General features: G+C 70.9%; 18 protein-coding genes. 8 read left to right on the top strand and 10 right to left on the bottom strand.

The features are described 5' to 3' along the window. Nucleotides 1–257: 257 nt before the first annotated feature. Complete coding sequence (locus tag AB0M79_RS35585; RefSeq protein WP_364222989.1) at nucleotides 258–3,512, top strand: S8 family serine peptidase; 3,255 nt, start codon at nucleotides 258–260, stop codon at nucleotides 3,510–3,512. Between the two features lie 111 nt (nucleotides 3,513–3,623). Here the strand turns inward: AB0M79_RS35585 and AB0M79_RS35580 are convergent, their stop codons facing one another. Continuing rightward, on the bottom strand, nucleotides 3,624–4,052 hold the full coding sequence (locus AB0M79_RS35580; RefSeq protein WP_364222986.1) for a hypothetical protein: 429 nt from the start codon (nucleotides 4,050–4,052) through the stop codon (nucleotides 3,624–3,626). Between the two features lie 49 nt (nucleotides 4,053–4,101). Further along, nucleotides 4,102–5,130 (bottom strand): 4-hydroxy-3-methylbut-2-enyl diphosphate reductase, encoded by a 1,029-nt coding sequence (locus AB0M79_RS35575; protein WP_357533381.1) that lies wholly within the window; start codon nucleotides 5,128–5,130, stop codon nucleotides 4,102–4,104. A 167-nt stretch (nucleotides 5,131–5,297) separates the two neighbouring features. On the opposite strand from AB0M79_RS35575, the gene xseA reads away from it, so the two are divergent. Together xseA and AB0M79_RS35565 are read left to right on the top strand one after the other, a co-directional pair. After that, nucleotides 5,298–6,518 carry an exodeoxyribonuclease VII large subunit gene (xseA, locus tag AB0M79_RS35570; protein ID WP_364222983.1) on the top strand — a complete coding sequence of 407 codons (1,221 nt, stop codon included), beginning with the start codon at nucleotides 5,298–5,300 and terminating at the stop codon, nucleotides 6,516–6,518. Nucleotides 6,519–6,536: 18 nt separating this feature from the next. Then, complete coding sequence (locus tag AB0M79_RS35565) at nucleotides 6,537–6,770, top strand: exodeoxyribonuclease VII small subunit (protein ID WP_357533385.1); 234 nt, start codon at nucleotides 6,537–6,539, stop codon at nucleotides 6,768–6,770. A gap of 74 nt (nucleotides 6,771–6,844) precedes the next feature. Here the strand turns inward: AB0M79_RS35565 and AB0M79_RS35560 are convergent, their stop codons facing one another. Continuing rightward, entirely contained in the window at nucleotides 6,845–7,660 is an 816-nt protein-coding gene (locus AB0M79_RS35560; RefSeq protein WP_364222980.1) for a hypothetical protein, read from the bottom strand. A 127-nt stretch (nucleotides 7,661–7,787) separates the two neighbouring features. Then, on the bottom strand, nucleotides 7,788–8,456 hold the full coding sequence (locus AB0M79_RS35555) for a DUF4245 domain-containing protein (RefSeq protein ID WP_364222977.1): 669 nt from the start codon (nucleotides 8,454–8,456) through the stop codon (nucleotides 7,788–7,790). A 281-nt stretch (nucleotides 8,457–8,737) separates the two neighbouring features. Between AB0M79_RS35555 and glpX the strand changes: the two genes are divergently transcribed. Together glpX and AB0M79_RS35545 are read left to right on the top strand one after the other, a co-directional pair. Then, on the top strand, nucleotides 8,738–9,769 hold the full coding sequence (gene glpX, locus AB0M79_RS35550; protein WP_364222974.1) for a class II fructose-bisphosphatase: 1,032 nt from the start codon (nucleotides 8,738–8,740) through the stop codon (nucleotides 9,767–9,769). Then, nucleotides 9,766–10,758, top strand: coding sequence for a DMT family transporter (locus AB0M79_RS35545; protein ID WP_364222971.1), 993 nt, complete (start codon nucleotides 9,766–9,768; stop codon nucleotides 10,756–10,758). Before glpX ends, AB0M79_RS35545 begins: the two co-directional genes overlap by 4 nt. A 51-nt stretch (nucleotides 10,759–10,809) precedes the next feature. Here the strand turns inward: AB0M79_RS35545 and AB0M79_RS35540 are convergent, their stop codons facing one another. From AB0M79_RS35540 to AB0M79_RS35515, 6 genes are all read right to left on the bottom strand, one after another. Beyond that, nucleotides 10,810–11,778 (bottom strand): NAD(P)/FAD-dependent oxidoreductase, encoded by a 969-nt coding sequence (locus tag AB0M79_RS35540; protein WP_364222968.1) that lies wholly within the window; start codon nucleotides 11,776–11,778, stop codon nucleotides 10,810–10,812. A 111-nt stretch (nucleotides 11,779–11,889) separates the two neighbouring features. Further along, a complete protein-coding gene (locus AB0M79_RS35535) occupies nucleotides 11,890–12,519 on the bottom strand; it encodes a rhomboid family intramembrane serine protease (protein ID WP_364223037.1) in 630 nt (209 codons plus the stop codon). A gap of 112 nt (nucleotides 12,520–12,631) precedes the next feature. Further along, complete coding sequence (locus AB0M79_RS35530; RefSeq protein ID WP_364222965.1) at nucleotides 12,632–13,321, bottom strand: lytic transglycosylase domain-containing protein; 690 nt, start codon at nucleotides 13,319–13,321, stop codon at nucleotides 12,632–12,634. Nucleotides 13,322–13,499: 178 nt separating this feature from the next. Continuing rightward, nucleotides 13,500–14,924 (bottom strand): PhoH family protein, encoded by a 1,425-nt coding sequence (locus AB0M79_RS35525; protein ID WP_364222962.1) that lies wholly within the window; start codon nucleotides 14,922–14,924, stop codon nucleotides 13,500–13,502. A gap of 430 nt (nucleotides 14,925–15,354) precedes the next feature. Next, nucleotides 15,355–15,702 carry a hypothetical protein gene (locus AB0M79_RS35520; RefSeq protein ID WP_212826512.1) on the bottom strand — a complete coding sequence of 116 codons (348 nt, stop codon included), beginning with the start codon at nucleotides 15,700–15,702 and terminating at the stop codon, nucleotides 15,355–15,357. After that, nucleotides 15,699–16,043 (bottom strand): hypothetical protein, encoded by a 345-nt coding sequence (locus tag AB0M79_RS35515; protein WP_212826509.1) that lies wholly within the window; start codon nucleotides 16,041–16,043, stop codon nucleotides 15,699–15,701. The genes AB0M79_RS35520 and AB0M79_RS35515 overlap by 4 nt, the downstream gene beginning before the upstream one ends. Nucleotides 16,044–16,307: 264 nt before the next feature. Between AB0M79_RS35515 and AB0M79_RS35510 the strand changes: the two genes are divergently transcribed. The 3 genes from AB0M79_RS35510 (at nucleotide 16,308) to otsB (ending at nucleotide 18,269) form a co-directional block, all read left to right on the top strand. Continuing rightward, a complete protein-coding gene (locus tag AB0M79_RS35510; protein ID WP_357533402.1) occupies nucleotides 16,308–16,748 on the top strand; it encodes a helix-turn-helix transcriptional regulator in 441 nt (146 codons plus the stop codon). A gap of 279 nt (nucleotides 16,749–17,027) precedes the next feature. Further along, entirely contained in the window at nucleotides 17,028–17,402 is a 375-nt protein-coding gene (locus tag AB0M79_RS35505; RefSeq protein WP_364222957.1) for a hypothetical protein, read from the top strand. 72 nt (nucleotides 17,403–17,474) lie between these two features. Continuing rightward, on the top strand, nucleotides 17,475–18,269 hold the full coding sequence (otsB, locus tag AB0M79_RS35500; protein WP_364222954.1) for a trehalose-phosphatase: 795 nt from the start codon (nucleotides 17,475–17,477) through the stop codon (nucleotides 18,267–18,269). Nucleotides 18,270–19,065: the final 796 nt, after the last annotated feature.

The raw sequence follows: 19,065 nt of genomic DNA, 5'->3' as shown, positions 1-19,065 counted from the left end.
CCATCACCGGCCTGACCTGCGACGGAGCAGATTCGAGCCCGGAAAGTCCACTTTCTACACAAGATCCTAGCCTGACACCAATTCACCCACTTCATTACGGACAAAGTAGCGGCAATTGCGGACATCAATGCGCTAATTCATGTCACGGGCTGGTCACAACGCCCGGCGAGATAGTGACAATCATCGTGACTAACGCGAAGGATGCGGTCACACGTGCCCTGCACCCCAGGGCCTTTGTTCTCCGGAGGATAGAGAACGTGACAAAACCCCGCATCTGGAGTAGGCGTACCTCCGCCGCACTCCTCGCGTCAGTCATGGCTGCCGGCGCCATGACCGTGGTGGGTGGTGGCATCGCTTACGCCAACCCGACCACCGGACCGGACGTTCTCAAGGGCGGCCCCGGCGACAAGCTGGGCGCCCACGACCGGACGCTGCTCGCCGAGGCCCGCGGCAAGGGCGAGCAGACCGTCACCGTCATCGTCACGACCGAGAAGGGCAAGACGAAGGACGTCGCCGCCGGGCTCACCAAGCTCGGTGGCAAGGTCGGCAAGCAGGTCGACGAGGTCGGCTACGTCCGCGCGCAGCTGCCCACCTCGGCCGTGGTGCGTGCCGCCGAACTCCCCGGCGTCACGGCGGTCGACCTCAACGAGACGGTCCCGCTGCCCGCACCGGATCCGGTGACGGACAGCAAGGCCGCCCGCGCCGCCAGGTCCGCCGTCGTGGCTCCCGGCGCCGACACCCCGGCCGCCAACCCCTTCATGCCGACCCACGAGATCGGCTCGGTCGCGTTCAAGGAGGCCAACCCGACCTGGGACGGCCGCGGCATCACGATCGGCATCATGGACTCCGGGATCGACCTGGACCACCCGGCGCTGCAGACCACCACGACCGGTGAGCGCAAGATCGTCGACTGGTTCACCGCCACCGACCCGGTCCTCGAGGGCGACCGCACCTGGCGGCCGATGCTGACCTCGGTCACCGGCCCGACCTTCACCGCGGTCGGTGGCACCTGGACCGCGCCTGCCGGCACCTATCTCTTCAACACCTTCGCCGAGTCGGCCGCCGCCGGCGGCGACGTCGCCGGCGATGTCAACCGCGACGGTGACACCACCGACGTCTGGGGCATCCTCTACAACCCCGTCACCAACGACATCTGGGTCGACGTCAACCAGAACCGCGACTTCACCGACGACGCGCTGATGCGGCCGTACGGCGAGCGCTTCGACGTCGGGCACTTCGGCACCGACAACCCGGCCACCCCGGTCCGGGAGCAGATCCCGTTCGTCGTCGAGTTCCGCGAGGACGTCGACACCACCGCGGCCGGTGGCCCCGGGCTGGTCGACTACGTCAACATCGGCATCGTCTCCAGCTCGCACGGCTCGCACGTCGCCGGCATCACCGCCGCCAACGACATGTTCGGCAACGCCGTCTTCGACGGCGCCGCCCCCGGCGCCAAGCTGGTCTCGGCCCGGGCCTGCACCTTCGCCGGTGGCTGCACCGCCGCCGCACTCTTCGAGGGCATGATCGAACTCGTCGTCAACCGTGGCGTGGACGTCGTCAACATGTCGATCGGTGGCCTGCCCGGCCTCAACGACGGCAACAACGCCCGTACGCACCTCTACAACACCCTGATCAACGACTACGGGGTGCAGCTCTTCCTCTCCGGCGGCAACAACGGCCCGGGTGTCAACACCTCCGGCGACCCGTCGGTCGCCAGCGACGCCGTGGCGGTGGCCGCCAGCATCAGCCAGGAGACCTGGCTGGCCAACTACGGCTCGGTGACCCGTACGCCGGACCAGCTCTTCAACTTCTCCTCGCGCGGCCCGCGCGAGGACGGCGGCCTCAAGCCGAACATCACCGCCCCGGGTTCGGCGATCTCCACCACGCCGCTGTGGCAGCCGGGCGGACCGGTCGCCGAGGCCGGCTACCCGCTGCCGCCGGGCTACCAGATGAGCAACGGTACGTCGATGGCCGCTCCGCAGGCCGCCGGTGGTGCCGCGCTGCTGCTGTCGGCCGCCAAGGCCACCAACCGGGAGATCACCCCGGCCCAGCTCCGCCGGGCGATCTACTCCACCGGCGACTGGATCCCGGGTGTGACCGCGAACGGCCAGGGCAACGGCAAGTTCAACGTGCCCAACGCGTGGAACCTGCTCGCGGGCGGTGTCCAGCCGGGTGGCTACACGATCGACGCCCCGGTCTGCACCCCGCTCTCCGGCTTCCTCGCCACCCCGCACCGGGGCACCGGCCTCTACAACCGGTGCGCCGCGACCGACGGTGGGCACAGCCGCAACGCGCCCAAGCAGTACGAGATGACGATCACCCGGACCACCGGCCCGGACCGCAACATCAAGCACAACGTCCAGTGGCTGGGCAACGACGGCACGTTCCGTAACGGGCCGAAGAACATCATCCTGCCGCTCAACCAGCCGGTGAAGATCCACCTCGAGGCCCGTGGCGACTACGGCGACCACAGCGCCATCATGCGGGTCGACGACCCGGCGACCCCGTGGGTCGACTTCGAGTTCATGAACACCGTCGTGGTCGCCAAGACCACCACCGCGCCCGACTTCTCGTACGCGGTGAGCGGCACCGTCGACCGCAACCTGTTCAAGACCTACTTCGTCAACGTGCCGCAGGGCGCGAAGTCGCTGCAGGTCAACCTGTCGGGCCTCGCGGAGGGGTCGCAGACCCGCTTCGTCGCGTTCAACCCGCAGGGCATCCCGGTGGACAGCACCCAGAGCACGCAGTGCTTCAGCAACTTCCCCAGCCCCTGCAAGCCGGACGAGCGGTCGTACGACAACCCGCAGCCGGGCATCTGGGAGATCGAGGTCGAGTCGCGGCGGACGTCGCCTCAGCTGGAGAACCCGTACCAGCTGCGGGCCCGCATCCAGGGCGTCACCGTGGACCCGGAGGTCGTCGAACTGCCCAACGTCACCGCCGGTGAGCCGACCCCGGTCAGCCTGTCGGTGACCAACGACTACGGTCCGGTCAGCGTCACCGCCGTCGGTGGTCAGCTCGGCAGCGCCCTCAGCCAGCGGCCCACCATCGCGCACCTCGCCGTCTCGACCTACCAGGTCGTGGTGCCGGCCGGGGCGAGCCGTCTCGTGGTGCGGATCGGCAACCCGGCCGACCCCGCCGCCGACCTCGACCTGTTCATCTACCGCAACGGTGCCGAGGTCGGCCGCAGCGCCGGCGGCAGCTCCGAGGAGGCCGTCACGCTGAACAACCCGCCGGCCGGGACGTACACCATCGAGATCGACGGGTACTCGGTTCCGGCCGGGACGACCGAGTACGACTACCTCGACGTGTTCTACAGCACGGCGCTCGGCTCGGTCACCGCGCCGACCACGCCGCTGGTGTTGGCACACGGGGCGACCGGCACCCTCAACGGTTCGGTCACCGTCCTGTCCGTTCCGGCGGCCGGGCGGCAGCTCTCCGGTGAGCTCCAGATCGTCACCGACGAGGGCGCGGTCGTCGGCCGCGGTGCCCTGGAGATCGGTACGGTCAACTGAGCTGACCGCAGCTCGCAGTACGACGAGGAGCCCGTCCCCGGTGGGGGCGGGCTCCTCCGTGTCCGGGCCGGCCGGTGCGGCGGGGGCCGGGCCCCGGCGGCGTGGGCCGGCTCAGGCGGGTTCGGCGGCCTCGACCACGAACGGCGTGCCCTGCTGGCAGGTGGTCATCATGTCGGCCTGCACCCGGCCGGTGACGGTGACCCGGGCGCCGGCCCGGACCGTGGGGGTGCCGCCGACGAGCAGGTAGCCGTCGAGCAGGAAACAGTTGGGTTCGACCCCGGCGGTCACGGTGCCGGTCAGGGTCATCAGGCCCGGCGGGCGCCGGGTGGGGCCTGGGGCGCCGGTCGCGCCAGGGCCGGTCGCCGTCCGGTCCGGGGTCGGCTTGACCGTCGGCACCGGCAGGTCTTCGGATCCGGACGGGCTGGTCACCGTTCCTCCTTGCGTCGGGCCGGGCGACGGGGCGGCCGTCCCGTCCTGGGCACAGGCCCCGACCAGCAGGCACAACACCAGGCCGGGCAGGACCTTCCGGAACGTCTTCATACGATCTTCGACGCGCTGGCGGCCGGCGGCGTTCCCATCCCGCCGCCGGTCAGGCGCGTCCGGCGCCGGCGGCGAGGGTCGCGGCCTCGGCGGACCGGGCGGTGGCCGCCGCCTTCATGTCCCGCTTGAGCTCCTGTGGGAGCGAGAAGGTCAGCCGCTCGTCGGCGGTCGTCACCTCGGCCACGTCGGTGAAGCCGCGCTCGGCCAGGTGGTCGAGCACCTCCATCACCAGGTCGTCGGGGACGCTGGCGCCGGAGGTCAGGCCGACCGTGGTCGCCCCGGCGAGCCACTCGTCGGCGATCTCGGAGGCGTAGTCGACCAGGTGACCGGCTCGCGCGCCGGCGTCCAGGGCCACCTCGACCAGGCGTACGGAGTTGGAGGAGTTGCGGGAGCCGACCACGATCACCACGTCGCAGTCCGGGGCGATCTGCTTCACCACGTGCTGCCGGTTGGAGGTCGCGTAGCAGATGTCGTCGCTGGGCGGCGACTGGAGCATCGGCAGCCGACGCTTGAGGCGGGCGACCGTCTCCATCGTCTCGTCGACCGAGAGCGTGGTCTGCGACAGCCAGACGACCTTCGAAGGGTCACGCACCGTCACCTTGTCGACACCATCGGGGCCGTCGACGAGCTGGACGTGGGCCGGAGCCTCACCGGCGGTGCCGATGACCTCTTCGTGCCCTTCGTGCCCGATGAGCAGGATGTCGTAGTCCTCGGCGGCGAACCGCTTCGCCTCCTGGTGGACCTTGGTGACCAGCGGGCAGGTGGCGTCGATCGCCTTCAGCGAGCGCTCCCTCGCCTGCTCGTGCACCTCCGGCGCGACGCCGTGCGCCGAGAAGATCACGATCGACCCCTCGGGCACCTCCTCGTTCTCCTCGACGAAGATGGCGCCCTGCCGCTCCAGGGTCGACACGACGTGCTTGTTGTGCACGATCTGCTTGCGTACGTAGATCGGCGCCCCGTAGAGCTTGAGCGCCTCTTCCACGGTCTGCACGGCGCGGTCCACGCCGGCGCAGTAGCCGCGGGGTTTCGCCAGCAGCACGCGCTTGCGGGTCTGGGGGATCGCCTGAGCCTCGGTCACGTGCCCCATCGTACGTGGGCCGCCCGAGGGCGGCAGCGGCCGCGAGCCGCACCACCCCGGGTTCCGCCCGCGCGGCCGGGACCGGCACGCCGGTCGCGGCCGGGACCGGGACCGGCACGCCGGCCGGGCTCGCGGACGGTGTCGGTGGCCGGCCGTAGGCTGGCCCGGTGACCCAGGCCGAGACGCCCCGCAGCACCCCCGAAGAGCCATGGCCGGTGCGCGTGGTGAGCCAGAAGGTGAGCGCCTGGATCGCCAAGCTCGGCTGGGTCTGGGTCGACGGGCAGGTGGCCCAGATCAGCCGGCGGCCGGGCGCGAGCACCGTGTTCCTCACCCTGCGTGACCCGTCGGCCGATCTCAGCCTGACCGTGACCACTAACCGCGACGTGCTCGACGCTGGGGCGCCCGAGCTGGCCGAGGGAGCCCGGGTGGTGCTGCACGCGCGCCCCGAGTTCTACGCGGCCCGGGGCACGCTGAGCCTGCGCGCCGACGAGATCCGGCAGGTCGGGCTCGGCGAGCTGCTGGCCCGGCTGGAGAAGCTCAAGAAGCTGCTCGCCGCCGAAGGGCTTTTCGACCGGGCCCGCAAGCGCCGCCCGCCGTTCCTGCCCGGCCGGGTGGGTCTGATCACCGGCCGGGCCTCGGCGGCCGAACGCGACGTGCTCACCAACGCCCGTCGGCGCTGGCCCGCGGTCGAGTTCCGGGTGGTCAACGTGCCGGTCCAGGGGCCGACGGCCGTACCGCAGATCATCGAGGCGCTCCGGCTGCTCGACGCCGACGAGGGTGTCGACGTGATCGTCCTGGCCCGGGGCGGTGGCAGCGTCGAGGACCTGCTCCCCTTCTCCGACGAGGCGCTGTGCCGGACGGTCTTCGGCTGCCGCACCCCGGTGGTCAGCGCCATCGGCCACGAGACCGACGTCCCGCTGGTCGACTACGTCGCCGACGTACGCGCGTCGACCCCGACCGACGCCGCCAAGCGGATCGTGCCCGACCTGGCCGAGGAACTGCGGCTGATCCGGCAGGCCCGGCAGCGCCTCGACCGCGCCGTGGTCGGCCTGCTGGACCGCGAGCGGCAGCGCCTCGACGCGGTCCGCTCCCGGCCGGTCCTCGCCCGGCCCGAGGTGATGATCGAACAGCGGGTCGTCGACGTACGCGGCCTGCGCGAGCGGGCCGGCCGCTGCCTCGACCACCGGCTCACCACGGCCACCGGCGACCTGCGGCAGACCCTCGCCCGGCTGCGGGCACTGTCACCGGCCGCGACGCTGCAGCGGGGCTACGCCATCGTGCAGCGCGCCGACGGCCACGTCGTCCGGGCGGCCGGCGAGGTGACGAAGGGCGACCAGATCCGGCTCCGGCTCGCCGAGGGCGAGCTGGACGCGACCGTCGACGGCTGAGATGTGGAAAGGACCACGTTGAGCGAGCAGAAGACCCGTGGCGGCGACACCGCCGACGAACGGCTGACCTACGAGCAGGCCCGGGCCGAACTGGCGACGGTGGTCGAGCGGCTGGAGGCCGGCGGCACCTCGCTGGAGGAGTCGTTGGCACTGTGGGAGCGTGGCGAACGGCTCGCCGACACCTGCCAGCGCTGGCTGGACGGCGCCCGCGACCGGTTGGACGCCGCCCGCCAGGCCCGCGAGAGCGCCTGACGGGCGGCGTCAGCCCCTCTGCCGCGCCGCTGGGAGGCGCGGCTTCGGGACGTCTTCGCGCGCCGAAACCGCGGTCAGTCGGTCAACAGCTCGTACGCCGCCTCGGGGGCCCGCATGCTCTGGGCGGCCGTCGGCCGGCGTGGCGGGGTCGCCGTCCCGAACTCGCTGTACACGATCTTGATTTCCCGTGCCTCGATCTCCCCGGCGGCGGGGGTCGAGATGCCCAGCTCGACCAGCCGCCCCTCCGCGTCGATCCGGGCCTCGAACGGGATGGACCCGGCCGCCGCGCCGAGTGCCTCCAGCATCCCCTCATCGAGCAGCGCCGAATCAGCCACCTTGCCGAGGTCGACGGTGCCGCGGTAGGTGCCGGCCCCGGTGTCCCGCACGTCGGTGGCCGTCGGGAAGAGCGCCGCGGCGAGCGCCGGGTCCGGCGAGTCGGACTCCCCGGCCTCCACGTCCAGCACGTCCGGAACGCGGGCCGGGTCGACCAGGAGGTACTTGTCACTCCACGAGTCGATGCCCGCGGCCTTGTTGAGTTCGTCCCCGTAGTCGATCCGCACCCACACGTCCTCGTTGATGAGGATGAACTCCAACGTGCCCGGGTCGCCGTCGATGTCGAAGAGGAGCTTGGCGGCGGTGCTTTCGCTGGCCATATCCACCACGCCCACGATGTCCTCGGAGCCACCGGTCACGGTGTAGAGGAAGTTGCCCTGGTCGAACACCTTGGTCGAGTCGAGCAGCGCCTGGCGCAGGTCGGGCGTCGCGCTCACCCCGGGCGTGGCGTCCTCTTCCGACGGGCCGTGCGACCAGACCCGTATGCAGCCGGTCGTGCCGAAGGCGAGCAGGGAGGCGGCGACGAGCCCGGCGAGGGTCCGCCGAATGGTCTTCACGAGAAGCTTCTCCACGGGTCTGACCCGACCCCAGGATCGGCCGGGCGGCTGCGTCGGCAAGCCTAGGAACGCCCCATGGAAGAAACGCTTGAAGAACACTTGAAGCGGCCCGTACCGCCCCGCCGGCCTACCCCAGGCCGTCCGCCAGATCGCGCAGCTCCGCCTCGGTCGCGGAGCCGACCACCATGACGGTGCGCTCGGGCTCGAGCAGGACCAGCGCCCGCTCGCCGGGCCGGGCCGTGTAGCGCTGCCAGGTGCGCCCGCCGATCTCGATGACGCCCTGCGGCTGGCCGTCCGCGGTCAACTCCTGCGGCAGGAGGGTCTCGGCCGGCACGTCGCTCTGCACGAGCTGCACCCCCTCCCCCTCGGGCGAGACGAAACCGACGCGCAGGGTCGCGGTGCCGTCGGCACCGTTGAAGTTGGCGGTGACCGGCCGCCAGTCGTCGTCGACACCGGTCGGGTCGATCACCTCGAACGCCCCGGACGCCCGCGCCTGGGCCACCGCCGGCGCGGGGTCGATCACCACCGGCTGGTCGGCGCCGAAGAAGACCCGGTAGATGCCGAAGATCAGGGCGATCGGCACCAGCAGCACGAGCAGCGAGATCGCCATGTCCTTCGGCGACCGCTCGGATCTCCCGGTGGGTTCACCCGAACCCGGTGGCGGCACGTCGGGATCCTCACCGGTCGACCCGGCGGACGCCGGATCGGCGCCGGCGAGCAGGTCGGTGTCGGTGTCGGCGGTCGTCCGCCCGGGCGGGGGTACGGGCCCACGCTCGGTGGGCTGGGCTGGTTCCACGTACCCCATCTTTACAGTCGCCGTCGGCGGCCCCCAGCTTGGCAGTCGCCGCAGGCGGCCCCCAGGCTTGGCAGTCGCCGTAAGCGCCACGATCCGGACCATCGGCGCCCCGAACGGACGTTCAGCCCACGGCCGTGCCAGGATCGAGGCGAACCGCCCCCGCCCGGCCCCGGAAGAGGGTTCGATGGGCGCGGGACGCGGGATCGCGGCCGGCCCACGCCGCCGGACGCGATCGAGCCGCCGGGCAACACCGGACCGACGGAACGAGTGAGGTAACCGCGATGACCGCTACAAGCACCCGGGTACCGCAGAACCTGGACCGCAACCTCGCCCTGGACCTGGTCCGGGTCACCGAGGCCGCCGCCATGGCCGCCGGCCGCTGGGTCGGCCGCGGCGACAAGGAGGGCGGCGACGGCGCGGCCGTTGACGCGATGCGCAAGCTGATCAACTCGATCCAGATGCGCGGTGTCGTCGTCATCGGCGAGGGCGAGAAGGACAACGCGCCGATGCTCTTCAACGGCGAGCGGGTCGGCGACGGCACCGGTCCCGAGGTGGACGTGGCGGTCGACCCGGTCGACGGGACCACCCTGATGAGCAAGGGCATGCCGAACGCCCTCGCGGTGCTCGCGGTCGCCGAGCGGGGCGCGATGTTCGACCCCAGCGCGGTGTTCTACATGGAGAAGCTGGCGGTCGGCCCGGACTGCGCGGACGTCATCGACATCACGGCCGGGGCGACGGAGAACCTGCGCCGGATCGCCAGGGTCAAGAAGTCCAGCATCTCGGACGTCACCGTCTGCATCCTCGACCGGCCCCGCCACCAGCGCCTCGTCGAGGAGGTACGGGACGCCGGCGCCCGGATCCGGTTCATCTCCGACGGCGACATCGCCGGCGCCATCTCGGCCGCCCGGCTCGAGTCCGACGTGGACGTGCTGATGGGCATCGGCGGCACGCCGGAGGGCATCACCGCCGCCTGCGCGCTCAAGTGCATGGGTGGTGCCATCCAGGGTCGGCTCTGGCCGCACGACGACGCCGAGCGCGAGCGGGCCGTCGCGGCCGGGCACGACCTCGACCGCGTACTCACCACCGACGACCTGGTCACCGGCGACAACTGCTTCTTCGTCGCCACCGGGGTCACCTCGGGCGACCTGCTGCGTGGCGTGCGCTACCGCTCCGGCGGCGCCTACACCCAGTCGATCGTCATGCGCTCCAAGAGCGGCACGATCCGGGTGATCGACTCCTACCACCGGTTGGAGAAGCTCGCCCTCTACTCGGCCATCGACTTCGACGGCCGGCCGATCGCCGAGCAGGAGTGACCACCACCGAACCGGGTACCGCCGCGACCCCGACCGTCCCGTCCAGCCGGCGTGCGGTCGGGGTCGTACTCGGCGTGGTCGCGGGGGTCGCCCTCGCCGCCCAGTCCCGGGTCAACGGCGAACTCGGGGTACGTCTGCACGACGGCATCGCCGCCGCCGTCGTCTCCTTCGGCTCCGGTCTGGTGATCCTGACCGTCCTGACGGCGGTGGTGCCGGCGGCCCGGCGTGGTCTGCGGATCCTGCGGACGGCGTTGCGCGACGGCGGCCTGCGGCCCTGGCAGTGCCTCGGCGGGGTCTGCGGCGCGTTCCTCGTCGCCACCCAGGGCCTGACCGTCGCCACACTCGGCGTCGCCGTCTTCATCGTCGCCGTGGTCGCCGGCCAGTCCACCAGCAGCCTCGCCGTCGACCGGGCCGGATTCGGGCCGGCGGGCCGGCAACCGGTCACCGCGCCCCGCCTCGCCGGTGCGGTGCTGACCGTGCTGGCCGTCCTGCTCGCCGTCGGTGACCGGCTGGGCAGTCCCTCGGCGCTCGCCCTGGCCCTGCTGCCCGCCCTCGCCGGGATGGGGATCGCCTGGCAGCAGGCGGTCAACGGGCACGTACGGATCGCCTCCGGCAGCGCGATCACCGCGTCGTTCGTCAACTTCGTCACCGGTACGGCGGCCCTGCTGCTCGCCTTCGTGGTCGTGGTGGCCGTACGCGGCTGGCCGGACGGGCAGTGGCCGACCGAACCGTGGCTCTACACCGGCGGTGTGATCGGCACCTTCTTCATCGCGGTGGCCGCGGTCGTGGTGCAGTACACCGGGGTGCTGCTGCTCAGCCTGTCGATGATCGCGGGGCAGGTCGGCGGTGCGCTGCTGTTCGACGTGCTGATCCCGCCGCCGACGGGGCGGCCGGGGGTGACCACCGTCATCGGTGCGGCCCTGACCCTCGTCGCGGTCCTGTTGGCCGCCGGCGTACGGGGGCTCCGGCCACCGCGTCGGCGGGGGTGAGGGCCGGCCGGCGCCGCGGCCCGGCCGGCACCGGCCAACGCGGCACCGGGCTCAGCCGGCGTCGGAGGAGTGGCCGGGGAACAGGTGGGCGGACGGGTCGATGAGTACGGCCGCGTTGTTGACGGCGGTCGCCGCCTCGCCGAAGCCGGTCGCGATGAGCCGCACCTTGCCCGGGTATTCGGTGATGTCACCGGCCGCGAAGACCCGGGGCCGGTTGGTGGCCATCGTGCTGTCCACCCGGATGTGTCGCCGGTCGAGTTCCAGCCCCCAGTCGGCGAGCGGCCCGAGGTCGGCGGTGAAACCGAGCGCCGCGACCACGGCGGTGACCGGCACGGTCTCGACCGGGCCGCCCTTGACCGCGATGTCCGCGCCGGTGACCACCTTCTCGCCGTGGATCTTGGCGATCTCGGCGTTGACCACGATCCGGACCGGCAACTGCTGGACCCGGGCCACCGTGGCGGCGTGGGCGCGGAACTTCTCCCGCCGGTGCACGAGGGTGACCGAGCGGGCGATCGGCTGCAACGCCAGTGCCCAGTCGAACGCCGAGTCGCCGCCGCCGACGATCAGCACGTCGTGCCCGGCCAGGTCGGCCAGGTGCGGCACGAAGAACACGATGCCGGCACCGGCGAACGTGGCGGCGGCCGGCAGTGGCCGGGGGGTGAAACTGCCGAGCCCGCCGGTGATGATGACCGAGCCGCAGAGCAGTTCTTCACCCGTGTCGAGCCGGAGCACCGGGCGGCCGTCGAGGTAGGACAGCTCCTGGGCGCGTATGCCGAGCAGGTAGTCCGGGCGGTAGGGCGCGGCCTGCTCGACGAGGTTGGCGACCAGGTCGCGGCCCTTGATCGCCGGAAACCCGGCCACGTCGAAGATCATTTTCTCGGGGTACATCGCGGTGACCTGGCCACCGGGCTCGGGCAGCGCGTCGATCACCGCGACCGACAGCCCCCGGAACCCGGCATAGTAGGCGGCGAACAGGCCCGAGGGACCCGCACCCACGATCGCTACATCGATCTCCCGCATGCGCCACGCCGCCTTCCGTCCCCGGACCCAACGTGCTTGGCAAAGACGGTATGCGGCCAACTCCGGCCGGGCAACAGGCGTCCTGCGGCGGCGGTCAGGAGTATCCGGACGTCACTCCGGACCGTACGCGTCGTCGGCGTCCGGCTGGCGCCGCCGGAAGAGGATCGCCGCGAGCAGCCCGCCGAGGAACCCGAAGAGGTGCCCCTGCCAGGACACCTGCGGATCGGTCGGCAGGATGCCGATCAACTGCCAGCCGTAGAGCAGGCCGACCAGCAGCACCACGCCGAGGTTCCACCAGCTCCGCTCCACGATGCCGCGCATGAGCAGCAGCCCCAGGTAGCCGAACACCACCCCGCTCGCGCCGACCACGACGGAGTGCGGCGAGCCGGTGAACCACACGCCCAGACCGCTCACCAGGATGATCACCAGGGTGGAGAAGAGGAACCGGCGGGCACCGGCCGCGAGCACGAACGTGCCGAGCAGGATCAGCGGCACGCTGTTGCTGTAGAGGTGGTCGAAGCCGTGGTGCAGGAACGGGCCGAAGAAGACCCCGTCGAGGCCGTCGATACGACGCGGGATGATGCCGAGCGCGGGGTCGAAACCGGCCGCGAGCCACACGTCGAGCGCCTCGATGACGAACAGGATGGGCACGACCGCGCACATCGCGACGAAGGCCCGGCCGAGGGCGGCGTAGAACGCCTCGGTGCCGAACCGCTGCGGATCGCCACGCCGGGAGTTCAGGTCGTACGCCACCCCCAAGTAGCTATCAGCTCACGGCGGCCGCCGCCAGTCGGGAACGACGAAGGCGCCCGCGACCTGAGATCGCGGGCGCCTTCGATACCAGGATCGCGGCTCAGTACCAGCCCTGGTTCTGCGACGTCTGCCACGCGCTGCACGGGGTGCCGTAGCGCCCCTTGATGTAACCGAGCCCCCACTTGATCTGGGTGGCCGGACTGGTCTGCCAGTCCGATCCGACGGAGGCCATCTTGTTACCGGGCACCGCCTGCGGAATGCCGTACGCGCCGGAGGAGCGGTTGTGCGCCTTGGGGTTCCAGCCGCTCTCCTTGGTCCAGAGCTTGTCCAGGCAGGGCATCTGGTCCAGGCCGAACCCGCTCTGGAGCAGCAGCGCGCAGCCGATCTGGCGGTTGCCGCTGTATTGGTTGCACGACTCCGGGATCGGCCCGTCGTAGGGCTTGGCCGGCGCGTTGGCGTCGTTGGCCGCGGCGGCCGCCTCCCGCTTCTTGCGACTGGCCGCTTCCTCGGCCTTGCGGGTCCGCTCAGTGGCCGCCTTCGCCGCTTCCTCGGCCTTGCGGGCCGCTTCCTGCTCGGCGAGGCGCTTCTGCGCGTTGGCCACGATGTGCGCGGCGTGCCGCTCCTTGATCAGCGCCTGTTCCGCCGCCTCAGCCTGGGCGACCTGCTGGTCGTTGATGCCCTGCTGCTGGATTTCCTGCTCTTCGCCCAGGTAGTAACCGCCGACGACGCCCGTCAGGAGCAGCGCCACAGCGGCCGACCGGACTCCGATCCGGCTCCACGGCCGAGTCACGAAGTGGTCCCTTCGTCGGGGGCACGGACACGGCGTGGCGACCGCGTCGATCGGATTCCACGCCGCCGAACACCCTGACGCACCGTGCGACGGTTGGGCAATCAACCAACGACATTGTGATGTGCGCCACGCTACTTATCATCCCTAACCGGGACCAAGTGGCGTGGCGCCGTACCACCTAACGAGGGATGTCCTCCAGCAGGTCGGTCACCACCTCGGCAATGGGTGACCGTTCCGAACGGGTGAGCGTCATGTGGGCGAAGAGTGGATGCCCCTTGAGCGCCTCGATGACGGCGGTCACCCCGTCGTGCCGGCCGACCCGGAGGTTGTCCCGCTGCGCCACGTCGTGGGTCAACACCACCCGCGACCCCTGCCCGATCCGGGACAGCACGGTGAGCAGGACGTTACGTTCCAGCGACTGCGCCTCGTCGACGACGACGTACGCGTCGTGCAGGCTCCGCCCGCGGATGTGGGTCAACGGCAGCACCTCCAGCATCCCGCGGGCCATCACCTCCTCCATCACGTTCTCGTGCACGACGGCACCGAGGGTGTCGAAGACGGCCTGCGCCCACGGCGACATCTTCTCCGCCTCGGAGCCGGGCAGGTAACCGAGTTCCTGGCCACCGACGGCGTACAGCGGGCGGAAGACGATCACCTTCTTGTGCCGGCGGCGCTCCATCACCGCCTCCAGCCCGGCACACAGGGCGAGCGCGGACTTGCCGGTGCCGGCCCGGCCACCCAGCGACACGATCCCGATCGACTCGTCCAGGAGCAGGTCGAGTGCCACCCGTTGCTCGGCGGAACGGCCCCGCAGCCCGAACGCCTCCCGGTCACCGCGCACCAGCCGTACGGTCTTGTCGGGCTGCACCCGGCCGAGCGCCGAACCGCGTGACGAGTGCAGCACCAGCCCGGTGTGGCAGGGCAGGCTGGACGCCTCGTCGACGTCGAGCGCGTCCCCGGCGTACAGGCGGTTGATCTCCTCCTCGCCCAGCTCCAGCTCGGCCATGCCGGTCCACGTGGGATCGCTGGCCTGGCCGTGCCGGTATTCGTCGGCGGTGAGCCCGACCGACGCCGCCTTGACCCGCAGCGGCATGTCCTTGCTGACCAGGGTCACCGTCCGCCCCTCGGCGACGAGGTTGAGCGCCACCGACAGGATCCGGGTGTCGTTCGACTCGTTCCGGAATCCGGGCGGCAGCACGGTGTCGTCGGCGTGGTTGAGCTCCACCCGCAGCGTGCCGCCGAGGTCGTTGGTCGGCACCGGCTCGTCGAGCCGCCCGTGCTTGATCCGCAGCTCGTCGAGCATGCGCAGCGACTGACGGGCGAACCAGCCGAGTTCCGGATGGTGCCGCTTGCCCTCCAGTTCGGAGATGACCACGAGCGGGATCACGACCTCGTGCTCGGCGAAGCGGTGGAAGGCGGCCGGATCGGACAGGAGGACCGAGGTGTCCAGGACGTAGGCGTGGCGCGCTGGTGCGGGCTCCGCACTGTCGGCGGTGTTCCCGCTACGGGCGGAGGAAGCGCGCCGGGTGGTCCTGGCGGACCGGGTCGCGGTGGCGGCGGCCGGGTCCTGGTCGGCCCGGGTGTTCGTGCGGCGAGTGGTCACAGGCCTGCTCCGGCGGGCGTGCACCCGGCCACCCGCGTCTCGCCTCGTCCGGAGCCCGGACGAACGGGGTCGGATGCGGGCCCCGTCGCGTCGAAATCGCAGGTCCAGGCCGGCCGGCTGACCCGGGACACCCCCGGGTCATGGCAGGAACGCTAGCCGGCCGGAAGCCGCTTGGGCTAGAGCTGCCCACAGGTTGGCGGCAGTTGTGAGGATCTCGTCACAGTCCGCACCGATCGGGAATTCCGGATGAGCGTCGGCCGGGGATCCGCGAACGGATCCCCGGCCGACGGGGAGGGACCGGCCGGGATGCGTGCCCCCTGCGCGCATCCCGGCCGGTAAGGGATCACCAGTCACCGGTCTGACGGTGATCCCGTACGGTGCGTGTCCGCCGCGGACGACGCACCGCAATCGCGGGCGACCGCTCACCCCATCACGCGTCGCCGGCAACGGATGCCGGCCGGCGAGCGTGTCTGATGGAGTGCCGTCCGCCGTTGGTCGCGGTCCCCGCGAAAGAGGCGCCCGTGTACGTCGTTCCCTGACGTACGTCGGTGCGGGCGTTGTCGGGTGTCGTGGGTGATGGCACCGCCAGCACCGAGGCGATCGCCGCCTGCGCCTCTCGACGCCGGCGGTTCCAGGCCCCCCGGTCGCCGTCGAAATGGCCCTGCCGGTATCCGAACCGGTAGCCGATGCGGTAGCTGAGCTGACCGTGCAACCGGCCCGCCGCGTAGCTGGACGAGGCCAGCAGCAGCACCAGGAACACCGCGAAGAAGGCGCTCATGTCTCCTCCGTGTCGAACGAGCTCGGATCGTCGGTGAGCAGCCGGTCCAGGTCATCGGTGCTGACCTCCTCGACCAGCTCGACGCTGATCCGGCAGCCGTCCATGACGACCTCGGCGATCGAGGCGCGGCGGATGTCCCCACCGGCGTCGTAGACGCGCACGCTCAACTCCGGGCAGCCGAGGTGCGTGCGCCAGGAGTTCCACTCGGCTCGGTCGCCGACGTTGAGGGACAGGTATCGGCAGCCTCGCGCCAGGTACATGCGCCACGGCGCGCTGAGTCCGGCGGCCACCCCGTCTGCGATCAGGCCGAACGCCTGGGCTCGGGTCGCGAGCTCGGTCACCAGTTCCCTCCTGTCCCAGACGCGTGACCAGATTGAACACGGATCGTCTCAATCACGTGACAAAGAGTAGTCCGTACCACGTGCGTGACAGCATCAGCTTTTCGTACGATTAGCACCGACCCTAAGTCCACCTAGTCTGTACTTGTGACACCCCTCAACACAAGGACTGACTCGTTAACAGGGAATCATGGACCCCTGTCACGCACACAATACAAAGATGACCATCCCGGCGGCGATGCGGAATCCTCGCCGTACCGTCAGCCAGTGCCGGAGACCGCCCACGGGCGCAAGATCGCCTTTGCCGCTTTCGTCCGTAAAGCTCTCGACGACGCGCGGACCACGCGAGCCTGGACCGGCTCGGAGGTCTCCCGGCGGACCGGCGTTTCCCGGCAGACCATCAACCGGTGGGTACGCGGCGAGTGGGCCAGCGACCCCGAGGCGGAGCGGGTCGTCGCCTTCTGCGAAGGGCTCGGGATCAACCCCACCGTCGCCTTCGGCGTACTCGGCTGGGACCGGCAGACCTCGGCCCGGCCCGCACCGGCCGCCCCACCGATGGACCCCGACGTCGAGGCGCTGCTGCGCCGGCTGGTCGACCCCAACGTCTCCGAGGCGGAGAAGTTCCACATCCGCGAGACGATCCGCTACCTCGCCTACCGCCCGCCGATCCCCAGCGAGCCGCGCAAGGGCCGCAGGCGGGCCAGCTAGGCGGGGTTCGGCCGCCTCCGCCGGCCGCCCCCACCTCCACCATCCGGGGCAACGGACATCGCAGTCGATCCTTCATGCCTGGTACGGCCGCACGTGGTGCCCACAAACCGGGGCGACTTCCTCAGATGGCGAAAGAAGGCGTTCCGGTGGCCTTACATGCCGTGCGGGCAACCGAACGGGCACGCTAGCGTCCCAATCTGTACTGCTTGGGCTCGTCGTCGGCGGGGGGACGGGACAAGGCCGAACACAGCCCTGCGGGACAAAAGGAGGGGTCTACTCATGACCCTGAAATCGACAGCGACCGTGACAGCGGCCGTTTCCACGACAATGTGCATCACCATCAACGTCCTGGTCGCCCTGCTCGCCCACAAAGAAGTGCCCGCCATCATCAACATGGTCGTGGTCGGCGTCACCGCCGTCGGGATCGTGCTGGCGATAGTCGGCGAACTGTACGAGCGGATCAACGGGCGGATCACCGCCCTCACCGAGTTCCTCGTGGCCCGGCTGAATGAACTTGACATGAACACCAACGACCGCAACGCCGGGTTCGTGGAGGGCTACCTGCTCAGCCACGGCCAGGACGCGGCGGTCGTGCCGTTCGGCCCGCGCCTGGGCAACCGCCGGGCCATGAGCGGTGGCGACGACCGAAGCTGATCAAGGCTTCGGTTCCCCCACCGTCCAGGTAGGGTGGCTCGTGTGCGGCCGTACGAGACAGGTGACCAGCTTTTGACCCGCCCGGTAACCGCGGAGCAGGCCTGGAAGGCCACCTCCGGCCGGGCCGGGCGGTGCGTCCTGTTCTTCGACTTCGACGGCACCCTGGCGCCGGTCAGCGACGACCCCACCACGGTGCAGCCCGTCGCCAAGGTGATGGTCGCGATCGACGCCCTGGCCGAAGTCGTCCAGCGCATCGCCATCGTCTCCGCACGCCCGGTGGACTTCCTGCGCGACCGGTTCGCGACCGCGCCCCACGTCGACCTCTACGGGCTCTACGGCCTCGAACACAGCCACGGCGGCGGTGAGACCGTCACCGAACCCGCGGCGCTCCCGTGGATCCCCGCGATGGAAGAGCTCGCCACCCGCGCCCGCACCGAACTGCCCACGGCGGTCCTCGTCGAATACAAGCGCCTCTCCGTGGCCCTGCACTGGCGGACCAGCCCGCAACTGGCCTCCACCGTCGAAGCCTGGGCCACCGCCGAAGCCGAACGACTCGGCCTACGCGTCCAGGCCGGCCGCATGGTCGTCGAACTCAAGCCGCCGGTCGACAGCGACAAGGGCAAGGTCATCGGAGAGGCGATCGGCTCCGCCGGATGCGCCTGGTACTTCGGCGACGACGTCTCCGACATCAAGGCGTTCAACGCGCTGCGCGCCCGCGAAGCCGCCGACCCCGACTTCTTCGGCGTCTGCGTCGCCGTCGCCAACCCCGAGACCGGGCAGGAGGTCGCCAGCGCGGCCGACCTGACCCTCGACTCCCCCGAAGCTCTCGCCGACTTCCTGACCGACGCCATCCACGTGCTGCGTTAGCTGGCCTCGCTGTGTTAGCTGGCCTCGCCTTCGGCTCGGCTGGCTCGCTCCGCTTCGCGCCGCCTGAGTGCACCGTCTTCACCCTGCGGGCATGACGGCTTCGCCGCATGTCCTCGGGTTCCAGACGGTGCGGCGGCGCTCGGTCGACTCGCGACGTGAGTTGCGGTCAGACCTGTCCGCCGATTACTTCGCCGATCCGTGTCGGGTCGCGGCGGGGTTGCGGGTCACGGGGCTGTCCAGCCCTGGCGACCGCACGGCCGAAAAGCGTGACGGGCCCGTGCCGTTGCCGGACTTGGTCGGCCCGGCCCAGTCGTGGGCAGCGCCCAGGCCGACCCTCGGCTGACGAACTGAGCGCTGGAGGGGTTATCCGGCCGGAATAACCCCTCTCCCGCTCAGTTCGTGGGAGGGACCTCGCGTCCACTGCCCGCACCATCAGGGCGATATGCGCCGAACGTCTGTCACGGCGAGGGAAGGGTCGCGAAGTCAAGGCGTTGATCTGGGCGGGAGGGACCTTATCGAGCGTGGATAAGGTCCCTCCCGCCCAGATCAGCAAGGAGGAGCACCAAACAACGCTCCCGACAAGGCGAGCCCCGCCACCAGGCGGGCGCCGGTCGTCACCTTGGCGGAACCTGCGAAACGCGGGCGTCGGCTGTGACGACGACCAACCGAAGCCGGTCGGCGAAGCAATCGGCGGACAGGTGTGACCGCAACTCACGTCGCGAGTCGACCGAGCGCCGCCGCACCGTCTGGAGCCCGAGGACCGCGCCGCGAAGCGGTCGCGGCCCGCAGGGCGAAG

The sequence above is a fragment of the Polymorphospora sp. NPDC051019 genome, from assembly GCF_040683055.1.
Lineage (GTDB): Bacteria > Actinomycetota > Actinomycetes > Mycobacteriales > Micromonosporaceae > Polymorphospora > Polymorphospora lycopeni.
This window is presented reverse-complemented; position numbering and strand designations above follow the sequence as displayed.